We start from the raw sequence: 13,723 nt of genomic DNA, 5'->3' as shown, positions 1-13,723 counted from the left end.
CCGGCCAGGCAAGAATTGATTTTCCGGAGACAAGCATGCTTCGCATCTTTGAGCGCTGGCTCGATCCCTTCCCACCTGATGAGGTACCACCGCCACCGGTTGGCCTGTTGCGCTTCATGTGGGCCTGCACCCGGGGCGCACGCGGCTACATCCTGGCGCTTGCGCTGCTCAGTGCCGGGGTATCGATCTACGAAGCCTGGCTGTTCGCCTTTCTCGGCCAGGTCGTGGACCTGCTCTCGGCCTGGCAGGCCGGCGGTACCGTCGGCCCCGAAGAAACCCGGGTGCTGTGGGGTATCGGCATCGTCCTGCTGGTCAGCATCGGGCTGGTGGCGCTGCGCACCATGGTTCAGCACCAGGTGCTGGCGATCAACTTGCCGCTGCGGCTGCGCTGGGACTTTCACCGGCTGATGCTACGCCAGAGCCTGTCGTTCTTTTCTGACGAGTTTTCCGGTCGGGTCACCACCAAGGTGATGCAGACGGCACTGGCGGTACGCGATGTGTTGTTCACCATCATCGAGATCCTGCCCGGGATCGGGGTGTACTTCATCGCGATCATTGCCTTGGCCGGTGGCTTTGCCCTGAAACTCATGCTGCCATTCATTGCCTGGGTCGTACTGTTCGGCCTGGCCATGCTGTATTTCGTGCCACGCCTGGGCAAGGTCGGCCAGGAGCAGGCCAATGCGCGATCGTCGATGACCGGGCGGGTGTCCGACGCCTACACCAACATCACCACGGTGAAGCTGTTCTCGCACGCCAACCGCGAAGCGCACTTCGCGCGCGCGGCCATGGAGGACTTCAAGCAGACCGGCTTTCGCCAGATGCGTCTGGTCAGCCAGTTCGAAATCGTCAACCAGGCGCTGGTGGTGGGCTTGATCATCGCTGCCGGTGGCTATGCGCTGTGGCTGTGGCACCAGGGCCAGGTCGGTACCGGGGCGGTGGCGGCGATCACCGCCATGGCCTTGCGTATCAACGGCATGTCGCACTGGATCATGTGGGAGATAACCTCGCTGTTCGAAAACATCGGCACCGTGCAGGACGGTATGGCCACCCTCACCCGCGGCCCCAAGGTGAAGGATGCGCCGGATGCTGTGGAGCTGGTAACCACAGGGGGCGCGGTGAGTTTTGACAAGGTCAGCTTCAACTACAACGGCGAGCGTCAGGTGCTCAACGACCTGAGCCTGCACATTCGCCCGGGCGAAAAAGTCGGCCTGGTCGGCCGCTCCGGCGCCGGCAAGTCCACCTTGATCAACCTGCTATTGCGCTTCTACGACGTGGACCGTGGTGAAATCCGCATCGACGGGCAGAACGTGGCCAAGGTCACTCAGGATAGCCTGCGCGCAGCGATCGGCATGGTCACCCAGGACACCTCGCTGCTGCACCGCTCGATTCGCAACAACATCGCCTATGGCCGCCCCGATGCCACCGAAGCGCAGATCCGCGCCGCTGCGGCCAATGCCCAGGCCGATGGTTTCATCAGCCAGCTCAGCGACCGCCAGGGCAACACGGGTTACGACACCTTGGTGGGAGAGCGTGGCATCAAGCTGTCTGGTGGCCAGCGCCAGCGCATCGCCATTGCCCGAGTGATGTTGAAGAACGCGCCGATCCTGCTGCTGGACGAAGCCACGAGTGCGCTGGACTCGGAAGTGGAAGTGGCCATTCAGGAGAGCCTGGATGAAATGATGCAAGGCAAGACCGTCATCGCCATCGCCCACCGGTTGTCGACGATTGCCGCCATGGACCGGCTGATCGTGATGGATGAAGGGCGCATCATCGAGCAAGGCACCCATGCGGAACTGCTGGCGAAGAACGGTACTTATGCGCGGTTGTGGCAGCACCAGAGCGGCGGGTTCCTGGGTGAGGACCAGGGTGTGGCCGAGGCGATGGAGTAGGCGCAAGGAGGGATCAGGCACCGCGTCGCCTGCTTCGCGGGCACGCCCGCTCCCACACGGTACGCGGACCGCTTGCGCACTGAGTTCACTGCGCGACAGCGCAGCCCAAAGGGCTGGGCAATCTCCCACAGGGATGGCGCCACGCTCAAGCCTCGAAAGCATGCGCGTGCCATCCACCTGTTGCCGGGCCTGCAGCTCAACCAAACACATGCGAAGGCCGGCGCAGCACCGGGTCAAACGGGTTGACCCGCTCGCCAATCGCCGCCGCCTCGCGCTTGAGCAGCGCTACCACGGTCGGCATGCGGTTGGGCCCCAGGCGGTCGCTGATGGTCGCCACGCTCAGGGCCGCCACCGCATGGCCGTTACGATCGAGGATCGGCACCGCCAGGCCGGCCATGCCATCGAGCACTCCGGTATTGCGCCCGGCATAGCCGAGGCTGCGCACATTGTCGATTTCGGCGCGCAGCATGACTTCGTCGTAATGGTGGAAATCCTTCAGCCGCGGCAGGTTGTAGCGGATCACCTCGTCGCGCTCCTCCTCCGGCAGGAAGGCCAGGATTGCCAGGCTGCCCTGCCCCACCCCCAAGGCCACACGGCCGCCGATATCACCGGTGAAGGTACGAATCGGGTATGGCCCTTCGCTGCGGTCCAGGCACACCGCATCGAACCCTGAGCGCGCCAGCAGGAACAGCGAATCGCCCAGCGAGGCCGACAGCCGCAGCAGGCTGGGGCGCACCACATCGCGCAGGTTGCCGGCTTGCCCTGCCTTGGCCGCCAAGGCAAAAAAATCCAGGCTCAGCCGGTAGCGCTTGCTGGTCGCGCACTGGTCGACCATGCCTTCTTCAATCAGGCTGCGCAGCAGGCGGTGGGTCGTGGGTTGCGCCAGGCCAACCCGCTGCGCCAGTTGGCTGACCTTCTCGCCCTCGCCACCGCAATCTCCCAGCGCACGCAACACGGCGAACAAACGCGACACTGCACTGACACCTACTTCCTTGGCCTGCTCATTTCGTTTATCGGAATCCATTTTTCGTCAAACCTTAGAAAATTCCAGTCAGCGGAATAATTTCAAAATAGCTGTCACCCAGTGAAATTACCCTTTGTCGCCATCCTAATCATTGCCCTACTCTCCGGTCCATAGGGCGATATCACAACATCGGCCGCCGCCACAGAAGCGAGCGCCAACGTCCGTAAAAGCATTGCTTTTCGCCGCTGGCGCTCTGCCCACCCTGAAACTGCCGGTTGACCCCGGTTCCGTTTGCGATGGAGCACAGCCATGACCTTTCTGTTGATCGACAAGCTTTGCAAGCGCTATGGCGCCACGGAGGCAGTGGCCAGCTCGTCACTGGCCATCGAGAAAGGCGAGTTCGTCTCCCTGCTTGGCCCTTCGGGTTGCGGCAAGACCACCACCCTGCAAATGATTGCCGGCTTCGTCGAGGTCACCAGCGGCCGCATTGTCCTCGACGGCCGCGACATCACCCACGCCAAGCCGGCCAGCCGAGGCCTGGGCGTGGTGTTCCAGAGCTACGCGCTGTTCCCGCACATGACCGTGCGCGACAACGTCGCCTTCGGCCTGCGCATGCGCAAGGTGGCCAACGCCGACATCGCCCGCCGGGTCGACCAGTCCCTGGCGCTGGTGCGCCTGGACAAGCATGCCGAGCGCTACCCGCGCGAACTCTCCGGCGGCCAGCGTCAGCGGGTGGCCCTGGCCCGCGCACTGGTGATCGAACCGCCGGTGCTGCTACTGGACGAACCGCTGTCCAACCTGGACGCCCACCTGCGTGAAGAAATGCAGTTCGAGATCTGTCGCATCCAGAACGAGGTCGGCATTACCACCTTGATGGTCACCCACGACCAGACCGAGGCCTTGTCGATCAGCGACCGGGTGGTGGTGATGGAGGCCGGGCGCATTACCCAGGTAGATGACCCCTACCGCCTCTACGAACACCCGGGTACGCCCTTCATTTCCGATTTTGTCGGCAAGGCCAACCGCCTGCGCGGCGTAACCGGCCCCGGCGGGCAACCGCAGGCGAATGCCCAGGGCCCGCTGACCCTCAGCCTGCGCCCGGAAAAAATCAGCCTCGGCCCGGCCGGTAGCGGCAGGCTCCCAGGCCGCATCAGCTGCCGCTACTTCCTCGGCAGCCAGTGGCTGTATCGGGTCGACACTGCTCTGGGCAACCTGGCCGTGGTGCGTGCCAACGACGGCAACACACCGCTGGATGAAGGCACACAGGTCGGCCTGGACTGGAACGACGCCCTGCTGCGGGTACTGAACGCTGACGAGGTGGCGGCATGAGCGCGGCAAAGCTGCGCAGCAGCGCCTGGGGCTACGGCCTCAGCAGCCCGGCGCTGCTGTTGTTCCTGGCCTTGCTGGTGGTGCCACTGGGGCAGACCGTGCTGCTGTCGTTCAACGCGTTCGACTACAGCAGCGGCATCCAGGCCGGCCAGTACACCCTCGGCCATTACCTGAGCCTGGTGACCGACACCTACTACTACGAGATCTTCTTCCGCACCTTCTGGATCAGCGCCCTGGTCACCCTGCTTTGCGTGCTGATCGGCATCCCCGAGGCCTTGGTGCTCAGCCGCATGGGCGCGCCGTGGCGCTCGATCTTCCTGATCCTGGTGCTGACCCCGCTGCTGATTTCGGTGGTAGTGCGGGCCTTCGGCTGGAGCCTGCTGCTGGGCGCCGACGGCCTGGTCAACCAGGGCATCACTGCCCTCGGCGGCCAGCCGGTGAAGCTGCTGTATACGCCCTTTGCAGTGATCATCGGCCTGGTCCACGTGATGCTGCCGTTCATGATCATCCCGGTGTGGACCTCGCTGCAGAAGCTCGACCCGGCTGCCGAGCAAGCCGCGCTGTCACTGGGTGCCAGCCAGTGGACGGTGTTCCGCCGCATCGTGCTGCCACAGATCATGCCCGGCGTGCTGTCAGGCACGCTGATCGTGTTCGGCCTGGCCGCCAGTTCGTTCGCCATCCCCGGCCTGCTGGGCGGGCGCCGGCTGAAGATGGTCGCCACCATGATCTACGACCAGTACCTGGCCGAACTGAACTGGCCGATGGGTGCCACCATCGCCGTGGCCCTGCTGCTGATCAACCTGCTGGTGATGCTCAGCTGGAACCGGCTGGTCGAACGCCGCTACAAACGTGCACTTGGAGTCTGAACCGATGACCCGTAACGGCCCGCTGGCCCTGTCCTTTCACGCCCTGGTGATGCTGTTCATGCTCGCCCCGCTGGTGGTGGTGTGCCTGGTGGCATTCACCCCGGAAAACACCCTCAGCCTGCCCACCGCCGGCTTCTCGCTGCGCTGGTTCAGCGCCGTGTTCGAGCGTGCCGATTTCCTCGATGCGTTTTACAACAGCCTGAAACTCGCGGCCCTGGCTGCCTCGCTGGCCACTTTGATCGCCGTGCCGGCGGGCCTGGCGATCACCCGCTACAGCTTCCCCGGCCAAGGCTTTCTTAACGGCCTGCTGCTGTCGCCGATCATCATCCCGCACCTGGTTCTGGGTGTGGCCTTGCTGCGGCTGTTCGCCTTGCTGGGGGTCAATGGCAGCTTCGCCTGGCTGGTGTTCGCCCATGTCGTGGTGATCACCCCTTACGTGCTGCGCCTGGTACTGGCTGCAGCCATCGGTATCGACCGCAGCGCCGAGCAGGCCGCGCAAAGCCTGGGTGCTGGCCGGGTCACGCTGTTCTGCAAGGTCACCCTGCCGATGATCCTGCCCGGTGTGGCCGGCGGCTGGCTGCTGGCGTTCATCAACAGCTTCGACGAAGTGACCCTGTCGATCTTCGTCACCTCGCCTGCCACCCAGACCCTGCCAGTGCGCATGTACGTATACGCCACCGAATCCATCGACCCGATGATGGCCGCCGTCTCGGCGCTGGTTATCGCCGTCACCGCCCTGACCATGGTCGCCCTGGACCGCGTATATGGCCTGGACCGCGTGCTGGTGGGCAAGCAATGACAAGGAATGCTCCCATGCCTCTGTTCAAGCGCGTGGCCGAACACGACCGCGAGCCTGTGCCCTTCCTGCTCGACGGCCAACCGGCCAAAGGCATGAGTGGCGATACCCTGCTGACTGCCATACTGACCAATGCCGGGCACCTGCGCGGCAGCGACTTCAGCGCCGAACCACGCGCCGGCTTCTGCCTGATGGGCGCCTGCCAGGACTGCTGGGTACGCCTGCAGGATGGCCGTCGGGTACGCGCCTGCTCGACCTTTTTGGAACCGGGCCAGTGCGTGACCCGCGACCCGGGGCGCCAGCCATGAGTGCGATCGTGATCATCGGCGCCGGCCCGGCCGGCATCCGCGCCGCGCAAACCCTGGTAACCCACGGCCTGCGCCCGGTGTTGCTGGACGAAGCCAGCCGCGGCGGCGGGCAGATCTACCGCCAACAGCCGACCAACTTTCGCCGCTCGGCCAAAGCCTTGTACGGCTTCGAGGCAGGAAAAGCGCAAGCCGTGCACACCACCCTTGAGCAACTGCGCGGGCAGGTCGACTACCGCCCGGACACCCTGGTATGGAACGCCGAGCAGCAAGTGCTGGACACCTTGCAACAGGGCCAACTGGCCGACCGCCTGGCGTTCGACCGGGTGATCGTCGCCACCGGTGCCACCGACCGGGTGTTGCCGATACCCGGCTGGACCCTGCCTGGGGTCTATACCTTGGGCGCTGCGCAAATCGCCCTGAAGTTCCAGGGCTGCGCGATCGGTGAACGGGTGGTGCTGGCCGGCAGCGGGCCGCTGCTGTACCTGGTGGCCTACCAGTACGCCAAGGCCGGTGCCACGGTCACCGCGGTACTCGACACCTCACCGTTCAGCGCCCAGGTGCGTGCCCTGCCACGCCTGCTTCTACAACCGGGCACCTTTGCCAAGGGCCTGTACTACCGAGCCTGGCTGGCCCGCAAGGGTGTGCCGGTGCACCAAGGCGTGACCCTGCTGGGTATCGACGGCGAGCAACGTGCCAGCGGTGTGCGCTGGTCGCACAATGGCCAACAACACGACCTGCCGTGCGACGCCGTGGCATTCGCCCACGCCCTGCGCAGTGAAACCCAACTGGCCGATCTGCTGGGTTGCCAGTTCGCCTGGAGCGCGCTCAACCGCGCCTGGCTACCGGTACGTGACGCCCAGGGCCGGGCCACCAGCCCTGGCGTGTACCTGGCGGGCGATGGTGCCGGCATCCTCGGTGCCGACGGTGCCGAGATGAGCGGTGAACTGGCCGCCCTGACACTGCTGGCCGACCTTGGCAAGCCCGGCAACCCGCAGCGCCAGCAGCAACTGGAAAGGCGCCTGGCCACCTTGCAGCGCTTCCGCCAGGGGCTGGAGCAGGCCTTTCCATTTCCCGAGCAGTGGGCCCGGCAAGCCCCGGACCAGCTCACCGTGTGCCGCTGCGAGCAGATCAGCGCCGGGGAAATCCGCGCCACCGTGCGTGCCGGGCACTGGGAAATCAACCGGGTCAAGGCCATGTGCCGAGTCGGCATGGGCCGCTGCCAGGGCCGCGTGTGCGGTGCAGCTGCCGCCGAGTTGATCGCCTGCGAAAGCGGTCGGGCCATTGACCAGGTAGGGCGCCTGCGTGGCCAGGCACCGGTCAAGCCCCTGCCCTTTGGCCTGGAGATAAAACCATGAAGCTGATCGAAGTGGACGCCATCATCGTTGGCGGCGGCATCATCGGCAGCAGCGCGGCCTTGACCCTGGCCCGCGCTGGTCGGCAAGTGGCATTGCTGGAACGCGACTTCTGCGGCTCGCATTCCAGCGGAGTGAACTACGGCGGTGTGCGCCGCCAGGGCCGCTCGTTGGCCCAGCTGCCGTTGTCGATGCGCGCCCATGCCATCTGGGGGAATCTGCGCGAATGGATCGGCATCGATGGCGAATACGCCCGCAGCGGCCACCTGAAGCTGGCCCGCAGCGAAACCGACTTCGATGCCTTGAAGGCCTATGCCCGGCGTACCCAGGCTTTTGACCTGCGCCTGCAACTGCTTGAACGACGCGAACTGCGCCAGCGCTTCCCCTGGGTGGGCGATATCGCCGTCGGCGCCTCGTACTGCCCCGAGGACGGCCATGCCAACCCACGGCTGGTGTCACCGGCCTTCGCCCAGGCGGCCAGGCGCAGCGGCGCCCAGGTGCATGAGCAGTGCAAGGTGCTGGAGGTGGGACACGACGGCCACCACTTCAGCGTACACACCAGCAGCGGGCAAGGCTTCAAGGCGCCCTGGCTGTTGAATTGCGCCGGCGCCTGGTCGGCGCAATTGGCAGAGCGGTTCGGCGAGCCGGTGCCGCTGACCGCGGCCCACCCAGCCATGCTGGTCACCGAGCCGCTGCCGCTGTTCATGACCGCCAGCACCGGGGTCGAAGGCGGCGGCATCTATGCCCGCCAGGTGGCGCGTGGCAACTGCGTGCTTGGCGGCGGGCGCGGTTTTGCCCTGACCCCGACCACCGCACGCCCGGGCCAGGCCGCAGTGCTCGACATCCTGCACAACGCCACCGAGCTGTACCCGGCACTGGCCGGCGCCCAGGCCATTCGCACCTGGAGCGGCACCGAAGGCTACCTGCCCGATGACGAACCGGTGCTCGGCCCCAGCCTGCACCAGCCCGGCCTGCTGCATGGTTTCGGCTTTGCCGGTGCCGGCTTCCAGATAGGGCCGGCTGCCGGTGAAGCGTTGGCGCAATGCATCCTGCACGGCGCGCCGGCACTCAGCCTGGCGGCTTTTTCCATCAACCGCTTTCAGCCCAACCACCACAAGGAAAACCTGTCATGACGCACAAGCAACGTTTGCTCGCCCTGTTCTGCACCGTGCCCGGCCTGTTCGCCTGCCTGCCCGCCATGGCCCAACCCACGCTGTACCTGGGCATGAACGGCGGCACCATGGAACGGCTGTTCAGCGACAATATCCTGCCAAAGTTCGAGCAGGCCAACGGCGTGAAGGTGGTGATTGTCCCCGGCACCTCGGCCGACATCCTGGCCAAGGTCCAGGCCACGCCGAACAAGCCGTCGATCCATGTGATGGTGCTGGATGACGGCATCATGTACCGCGCCATCGGCATGGGCCTGTGCAGCACGCTCAAACCCAACCCGACCCTGGCCCAGTTGCCGGAAAAGGCCCTGATCAAGGACAAGGCCGCCGCAGTCAGCCTGGGCGTGACCGGGCTTGCCTACAACAGCCGCCTGTTCAAAGCCAATGGCTGGGCGGCGCCCACCTCGTGGAACGACCTGGCCGACCCGCGCTTCAAGGACAAGGTGGTGTTCCAGTCGATGGCATCGTCCACCTTCGGCCTGCATGGTTTCCTGATGTACAACCGCCTGCACGGCGGTAGCGATACCGATGTCAACCCGGGCTTCACGGCCTGGCAGAAGAACGTGGGCCCGAACGTGCTGGAATACATCCCCAACTCGGCCAAGCTCTCGGAAATGGTGCAAACCGACGAAGCCGCGCTGTTCCCGCTCACCCCCACCCAGGTGACGGCGCTGAAGCTCAAAGGCATCCCGGTGGAGTACGCCGCGCCCAAGGAAGGTGCCGTGGTGCTCAACCAGGCCGAATGCGTCACGGCCAACAACGACCAGCCGGAACTTGCGCAGAAGCTCGCCGAGTTCCTGCTCAGCCCCGAGGCGCAGTCGCCGGCACTGGAGCTGGGTGACCAGATCCCGTCCAACCCCAACACCCCCACCAGCGACAAGACCCGTGGCCAGGTCGAAGCCATGCAGACCTACCTGCAGACTGCCGTGACCATCGACTGGGACCAGGTCAACACCCAGCGCCCCGAATGGAACGCGCGCTGGAACCGCCAGATCGAGCGATAAGCCGAGGGCCAGGGCCGTCACGTATAGAACAAATATCGCTCGTTTGAAGCCTCCTTTGTAGGAGCAGCCTTGTGCTGCGAAGAGGCCGGTACAAGCAATAGACAGGCTTTGTCAGTACCGGCCTCTTCGCAGCACAAGGCTGCTCCTACAGAACCTCACTAAACCAATGAGTCATGTGTTGTTCTATGAGAGCGGGTTTACCCGCGAAGACGGCAGCACGATTCCCGAACCATACCGCCTCAATCCAGCACCGGCCGCAATAACGCCTGGGCCTCGTACAAGGTCGGCAGGTACCGCAAGCGTATTTCATCCACACTCAACCGCGAAGCATGGGTGGTGATGGTCAATGTCGCTTTCAGCCGGCCAGCCCGGTCCAGCAGTGGCACACCCAGCACGCGCATGCCGATTTCATACTCCTGATCCACGATACAGAACCCCTGCTCCTTCACCCGCAGCAACTCCGCCTCCAGCTGCAACCGGTCCGTCTGCGTATAAGGCGTCAACCCTCGCAGCGGGTTACGCGCAAAGTAGGCATCCCGCTGCCCTTCATCCAGCCAGGCCAGCCAGACGCGCCCGCCGGCAGTGCAATACATCGGCACCCGCGAACCCGGCCGGATCGACAACGAAGACACATGGCTGTAGCGGCTGCGTACCAGGTGGATGATCTCGTCACCATCACGGGTACCCACCGACACATGCTCCTGCGTCTGCCGCGCCACCTGCTCGACGATCGGCCGCAGCATGCGCGGCAGTTGCGCCGAGTCCACATACGCCTGGCCAAGGCGCAGCGCCTTGGGCGTAAGCCAGTACTCACGGCTGTCGGTTTCGGCAAACCCTTCGTGCACCAAGGTCAACAGAAACCGCCGCGCGGCACTGGGGGTAAGGCCGGACAACCTGGCCGCCTGCGGCACGCTCAGGCGCGGCTGCTCGGCGCTGAACAGCTGCATGAGCGCCAGGCCCTTCTGCAAGCCGGCGATCAGGTCACGGGGGTGGATAGCGGGGGTGTTCATCTATTCGACTCGCAAGCAGGGCAAAAACAGCCGATTACCACGATAACCGGATCAATGATGCGATTATCGCATTAAACGCCCGATCAACGCATTGTTGCCCGCGCGCCCTTGCCTCACCCTTGGCCTGCATAACAACGCCAATAAGGAGGTCAGCATGATTCGTGGTTCCACTGAACTGGTTGCCATCGTCGGTTCGCCCATTGCCCAGGTGAAGTCCCCCGAAAACTTCAACACCTGGTTCGCCAACAACAACTGCAACCTCGCCATGCTGCCCATCGACCTGCAGGAGACCGCGCTGGATACCTTTGCCGGCACTCTGCGTGGCTGGCAGAACCTGCGCGGTTGCGTGGTCACCGTGCCGTACAAGCAGGCCCTGGCCAGCCGCCTTGATAGCCTAAGCGAGCGCGCAGCCGCGCTGGGCTCGGTCAATGTGATTCGCCGAGAGCGTGACGGGCGACTGCTGGGCGACAACGTGGACGGCGCCGGCTTCCTCGGTGCTGCACGCAAACATGGCTTCGAGCCGGCCGGCAAGCGTGCGTTGGTAATCGGTTGCGGCGGGGTCGGCAGTGCCATTGCCTATGCACTGGGCGAGGCCGGCATCGCCAGCGTCACCCTCAGCGACCCCAGCACAGCGCGCATGGGCGCTGTGTGCGAGCTGCTCGGCAATGCCTTCCCCACGGTCGAAATCGCCACCCGGGTCGACGGGCTGGAAGGCTTCGACCTGCTGGTCAACGCCTCCCCTGTCGGCATGGGCGGTAGCGCGGAGCTGCCACTGCCTGCCGCCCTGCTCGCCACCTTGCAACCCGAAACCCTGGTCGCCGATGTGGTCACCTCGCCCGAGATCACCCCGCTGCTGAACCGGGCACGCCAGGTTGGCTGCGCGGTCCAGACCGGCCCGGAAATGGCCTTCGCCCAACTCGGCTACCTGGGCGCCTTCATGGGCGTCACGCCGCTGGAGATCTGAAGCCATGCCGACACATGAACATGCGCAACACAACTTTGACCTGGTCGTGCTGGGCAGCGGCGCCGGTGGCCTTACCGCTGCCGCCACCGCCGCCCGCCGGGGGCTGAAAGTGCTGGTGGTGGAAAAGGCCGAGCACTTTGGCGGTACCTCGGCAATTTCCGGTGGGGCGGTGTGGCTCTATGGTACTGATCAAGCCCGCGCCGCTGGTGCGGTGGATTCCCCCGAGGCCATTCGCACCTACCTCAGGCAGGTCATCGGCGACGGCTATGACCCCGCGCTGGTCGACGCCTTCATCGAGCATGGCCACCAGGCGCTGCGCTGGCTGGAGCAGAACACCGAACTGCGCTACGCCCTGCGCCCGCATTCGCCGGACTACTACCCGGACGCCCCCGGTGCCACCCAGTTTGGCCGGGCGCTGGAGATGGTCGAGTACGACGGCAGGCAGCTCGGCTCGCACTTCAAGGACCTGCAGATGCCGCCGCCCGGCATGTTGCTGTTCGGCGGCATGATGGTCAATCGCGTGGATATCCAGCATTTTCTCAGTATTCGCCGCTCGCCCCGGTCGCTGTGGCATTGCCTCAAGCTGATGGCGCGTTACGCGCGGGACCGCCTGCATCATCCGCGTGGCACCCGCCTTACCACCGGCAACGCCTTGATCGCCCGCCTGGCCAGCAGCGCCTTCGCCCATGGCACGCAGCTGTGGTTGCGCAGCGAAGCCCTGGAGCTGATCGTCGAACGCGGCGTGGTCACCGGCGTGGTGGTGCAACGCGAAGGGCGCCGTGAACGGGTGCTGGCCCGGGGCGGTGTGGTGTGCGCCATGGGCGGGTTCGCTGCAGGCGCGCTGGCCGACAGCTACCGGCCGGCCCGGCAGGCGCCGCACCTGACCATGTCACCGCCCAGCAATGACGGCGCTGCCCTGCGCCTTGGCCAAGCCGTGGCCGCTGCCCAGGGTGAGGGCCTGGTGGCCAACTTCTTCTGGGCACCGGTTTCGGAACTGCGCCATGCCAGTGGCGAGCATGAGCGCTTCCCGCACCTGGTCACCGACCGCGCCAAGCCGGGGGTGATCGCGGTGGGCCCGGACGGGCGACGCTTCGTCAACGAGTCCGATTCCTACCACCATTTCGTGCAGACCATGTTCGCCAAAGGCATCGCCAGCTGCTGGCTGGTCTGCGATGCCGAAGCGATGAACCGCTACGGCCTGGGCCTGGCGCGGCCAAAGCCGGTGGACAACCAGACATTGATCGACGCCGGCTACCTGTACCGCGCCGCAACAGCGCAGGCCCTGGCCGAGGCCATTGGCGTCGACCCACAGGTGTTCATGCAGACCCTGGAGCAGTTCAACGCCGACGCCCGCAACGGCATCGACCGCGCGTTCGGCAAAGGCGGCAACAGCTACAACCGCTACATGGGCGACCCGCAACACACGCCCAACCCATGCCTGGCGCCGCTGACCAGCGGCCCGTACTACGCCATCCGCATCCACACCGGCGACCTTGGCTCAGCCCGCGGCCTGGTGACCAACGCCCAGGCCAACGTGCTGAACCGCGATGGCCAGCCGATTGCCGGGCTTTATGCAGTGGGCAACGACATGAACTCACTGATGAAAGGCACCTACCCCGGCCCCGGCATCACCTTGGGCCCCGCCCTCACCTTCGGCTGGCTCGCTGCCAACCACATCGCCGCGCGCCTACAGGCGCCAACCACCCAAATGGAGACCCCAGCATGTACTACGAACTGAGAACCTACACCCTGGACCCACTGAAAATGGCCGACTGGCTGAGCCTGTACCAAAGCCACGCGCTGGAGGTGCAAAGCGAGCATCTCGGTAACCTGGTCGGCTTTTTCACCAGCGAGTTCGGCGAGGTCAACCAGGTGGTGCATATCTGGGGCTATGCCAGCCTCGACGAACGCATGGCACGCCGCGCAGCCATGGCAGCGGACCCCCGTTGGGCAGAGTTCTCAAGGCGCAATCGCGAGCTGGGCGCGGTGCTGCGCTTGCAGTCGCGAATGCTGCGGCCCACCGGTTTTTCGCCGCTGCAGTAAAACTAAAACCTTCCTCCAATGCCTGAGCG

13 protein-coding genes are annotated in these 13,723 nt (G+C 65.2%); 11 read left to right on the top strand and 2 right to left on the bottom strand.

Annotated elements, in window-relative coordinates; all coding sequences use genetic code 11:
* The first annotated feature begins 35 nt into the window (after positions 1–35).
* Positions 36–1,889, top strand: coding sequence for an ABC transporter ATP-binding protein (locus M1D87_RS11245; protein ID WP_123084414.1), 1,854 nt, complete (start codon positions 36–38; stop codon positions 1,887–1,889).
* A 196-nt stretch (positions 1,890–2,085) separates the two neighbouring features.
* Here the strand turns inward: M1D87_RS11245 and M1D87_RS11240 are convergent, their stop codons facing one another.
* Positions 2,086–2,913 (bottom strand): IclR family transcriptional regulator, encoded by an 828-nt coding sequence (locus M1D87_RS11240; RefSeq protein WP_039613319.1) that lies wholly within the window; start codon positions 2,911–2,913, stop codon positions 2,086–2,088.
* Between the two features lie 249 nt (positions 2,914–3,162).
* On the opposite strand from M1D87_RS11240, the gene M1D87_RS11235 reads away from it, so the two are divergent.
* From M1D87_RS11235 to M1D87_RS11205, 7 genes are read left to right on the top strand one after another with little or no spacing between them, the layout of a single operon-like run.
* Positions 3,163–4,182 carry an ABC transporter ATP-binding protein gene (locus M1D87_RS11235; RefSeq protein WP_123084415.1) on the top strand — a complete coding sequence of 340 codons (1,020 nt, stop codon included), beginning with the start codon at positions 3,163–3,165 and terminating at the stop codon, positions 4,180–4,182.
* Positions 4,179–5,048, top strand: a complete 870-nt coding sequence (locus M1D87_RS11230) for an ABC transporter permease (RefSeq protein WP_421091849.1) — start codon at positions 4,179–4,181, stop codon at positions 5,046–5,048. Before M1D87_RS11235 ends, M1D87_RS11230 begins: the two co-directional genes overlap by 4 nt.
* A gap of 4 nt (positions 5,049–5,052) precedes the next feature.
* Positions 5,053–5,847 (top strand): ABC transporter permease, encoded by a 795-nt coding sequence (locus M1D87_RS11225; protein ID WP_025339622.1) that lies wholly within the window; start codon positions 5,053–5,055, stop codon positions 5,845–5,847.
* Between the two features lie 14 nt (positions 5,848–5,861).
* The gene (locus tag M1D87_RS11220) at positions 5,862–6,152 is read left to right on the top strand and encodes a (2Fe-2S)-binding protein (protein WP_003260558.1); all 291 of its coding nucleotides are present in this window, start codon (positions 5,862–5,864) and stop codon (positions 6,150–6,152) included.
* The gene (locus tag M1D87_RS11215) at positions 6,149–7,507 is read left to right on the top strand and encodes an FAD/NAD(P)-dependent oxidoreductase (RefSeq protein ID WP_123084416.1); all 1,359 of its coding nucleotides are present in this window, start codon (positions 6,149–6,151) and stop codon (positions 7,505–7,507) included. The genes M1D87_RS11220 and M1D87_RS11215 overlap by 4 nt, the downstream gene beginning before the upstream one ends.
* Entirely contained in the window at positions 7,504–8,637 is a 1,134-nt protein-coding gene (locus M1D87_RS11210) for an NAD(P)/FAD-dependent oxidoreductase (RefSeq protein WP_123084417.1), read from the top strand. Before M1D87_RS11215 ends, M1D87_RS11210 begins: the two co-directional genes overlap by 4 nt.
* Entirely contained in the window at positions 8,634–9,677 is a 1,044-nt protein-coding gene (locus tag M1D87_RS11205) for an ABC transporter substrate-binding protein (protein ID WP_013972112.1), read from the top strand. Before M1D87_RS11210 ends, M1D87_RS11205 begins: the two co-directional genes overlap by 4 nt.
* A 239-nt stretch (positions 9,678–9,916) precedes the next feature.
* Here M1D87_RS11205 and M1D87_RS11200 read toward each other — a convergent pair whose 3' ends face one another.
* Positions 9,917–10,687: an IclR family transcriptional regulator gene (locus tag M1D87_RS11200; protein ID WP_123084418.1), complete on the bottom strand. Its 771-nt coding sequence runs from the start codon at positions 10,685–10,687 to the stop codon at positions 9,917–9,919.
* 154 nt (positions 10,688–10,841) lie between these two features.
* Between M1D87_RS11200 and M1D87_RS11195 the strand changes: the two genes are divergently transcribed.
* Genes M1D87_RS11195 through M1D87_RS11185 form a run of 3 tightly spaced genes read left to right on the top strand, consistent with a single transcriptional unit; the run spans position 10,842 to position 13,694 of the window.
* Positions 10,842–11,651: a shikimate dehydrogenase family protein gene (locus M1D87_RS11195; RefSeq protein ID WP_123084419.1), complete on the top strand. Its 810-nt coding sequence runs from the start codon at positions 10,842–10,844 to the stop codon at positions 11,649–11,651.
* A gap of 4 nt (positions 11,652–11,655) precedes the next feature.
* Positions 11,656–13,389 carry an FAD-dependent oxidoreductase gene (locus tag M1D87_RS11190; RefSeq protein ID WP_123084420.1) on the top strand — a complete coding sequence of 578 codons (1,734 nt, stop codon included), beginning with the start codon at positions 11,656–11,658 and terminating at the stop codon, positions 13,387–13,389.
* Positions 13,374–13,694 (top strand): NIPSNAP family protein, encoded by a 321-nt coding sequence (locus M1D87_RS11185; protein WP_013972108.1) that lies wholly within the window; start codon positions 13,374–13,376, stop codon positions 13,692–13,694. Before M1D87_RS11190 ends, M1D87_RS11185 begins: the two co-directional genes overlap by 16 nt.
* Positions 13,695–13,723: the final 29 nt, after the last annotated feature.

It is taken from the genome of Pseudomonas sp. SA233 (genome assembly GCF_054792385.1).
Note: the sequence above shows the minus strand (reverse complement) of the source record. Positions and strands in the feature narration are given on the sequence as shown.

Bases quoted from the DNA above. Each gene is read 5' to 3' on its own strand.
- M1D87_RS11245 (WP_123084414.1), top strand. From the start codon at position 36: ATGCTTCGCATCTTTGAGCGCTGGCTCGATCCCTTCCCACCTGATGAG.
- M1D87_RS11240 (WP_039613319.1), bottom strand. From the start codon at position 2,913: ATGGATTCCGATAAACGAAATGAGCAGGCCAAGGAAGTAGGTGTCAGT.
- M1D87_RS11235 (WP_123084415.1), top strand. From the start codon at position 3,163: ATGACCTTTCTGTTGATCGACAAGCTTTGCAAGCGCTATGGCGCCACG.
- M1D87_RS11230 (WP_421091849.1), top strand. From the start codon at position 4,179: ATGAGCGCGGCAAAGCTGCGCAGCAGCGCCTGGGGCTACGGCCTCAGC.
- M1D87_RS11225 (WP_025339622.1), top strand. From the start codon at position 5,053: ATGACCCGTAACGGCCCGCTGGCCCTGTCCTTTCACGCCCTGGTGATG.
- M1D87_RS11220 (WP_003260558.1), top strand. From the start codon at position 5,862: ATGCCTCTGTTCAAGCGCGTGGCCGAACACGACCGCGAGCCTGTGCCC.
- M1D87_RS11215 (WP_123084416.1), top strand. From the start codon at position 6,149: ATGAGTGCGATCGTGATCATCGGCGCCGGCCCGGCCGGCATCCGCGCC.
- M1D87_RS11210 (WP_123084417.1), top strand. From the start codon at position 7,504: ATGAAGCTGATCGAAGTGGACGCCATCATCGTTGGCGGCGGCATCATC.
- M1D87_RS11205 (WP_013972112.1), top strand. From the start codon at position 8,634: ATGACGCACAAGCAACGTTTGCTCGCCCTGTTCTGCACCGTGCCCGGC.
- M1D87_RS11200 (WP_123084418.1), bottom strand. From the start codon at position 10,687: ATGAACACCCCCGCTATCCACCCCCGTGACCTGATCGCCGGCTTGCAG.
- M1D87_RS11195 (WP_123084419.1), top strand. From the start codon at position 10,842: ATGATTCGTGGTTCCACTGAACTGGTTGCCATCGTCGGTTCGCCCATT.
- M1D87_RS11190 (WP_123084420.1), top strand. From the start codon at position 11,656: ATGCCGACACATGAACATGCGCAACACAACTTTGACCTGGTCGTGCTG.
- M1D87_RS11185 (WP_013972108.1), top strand. From the start codon at position 13,374: ATGTACTACGAACTGAGAACCTACACCCTGGACCCACTGAAAATGGCC.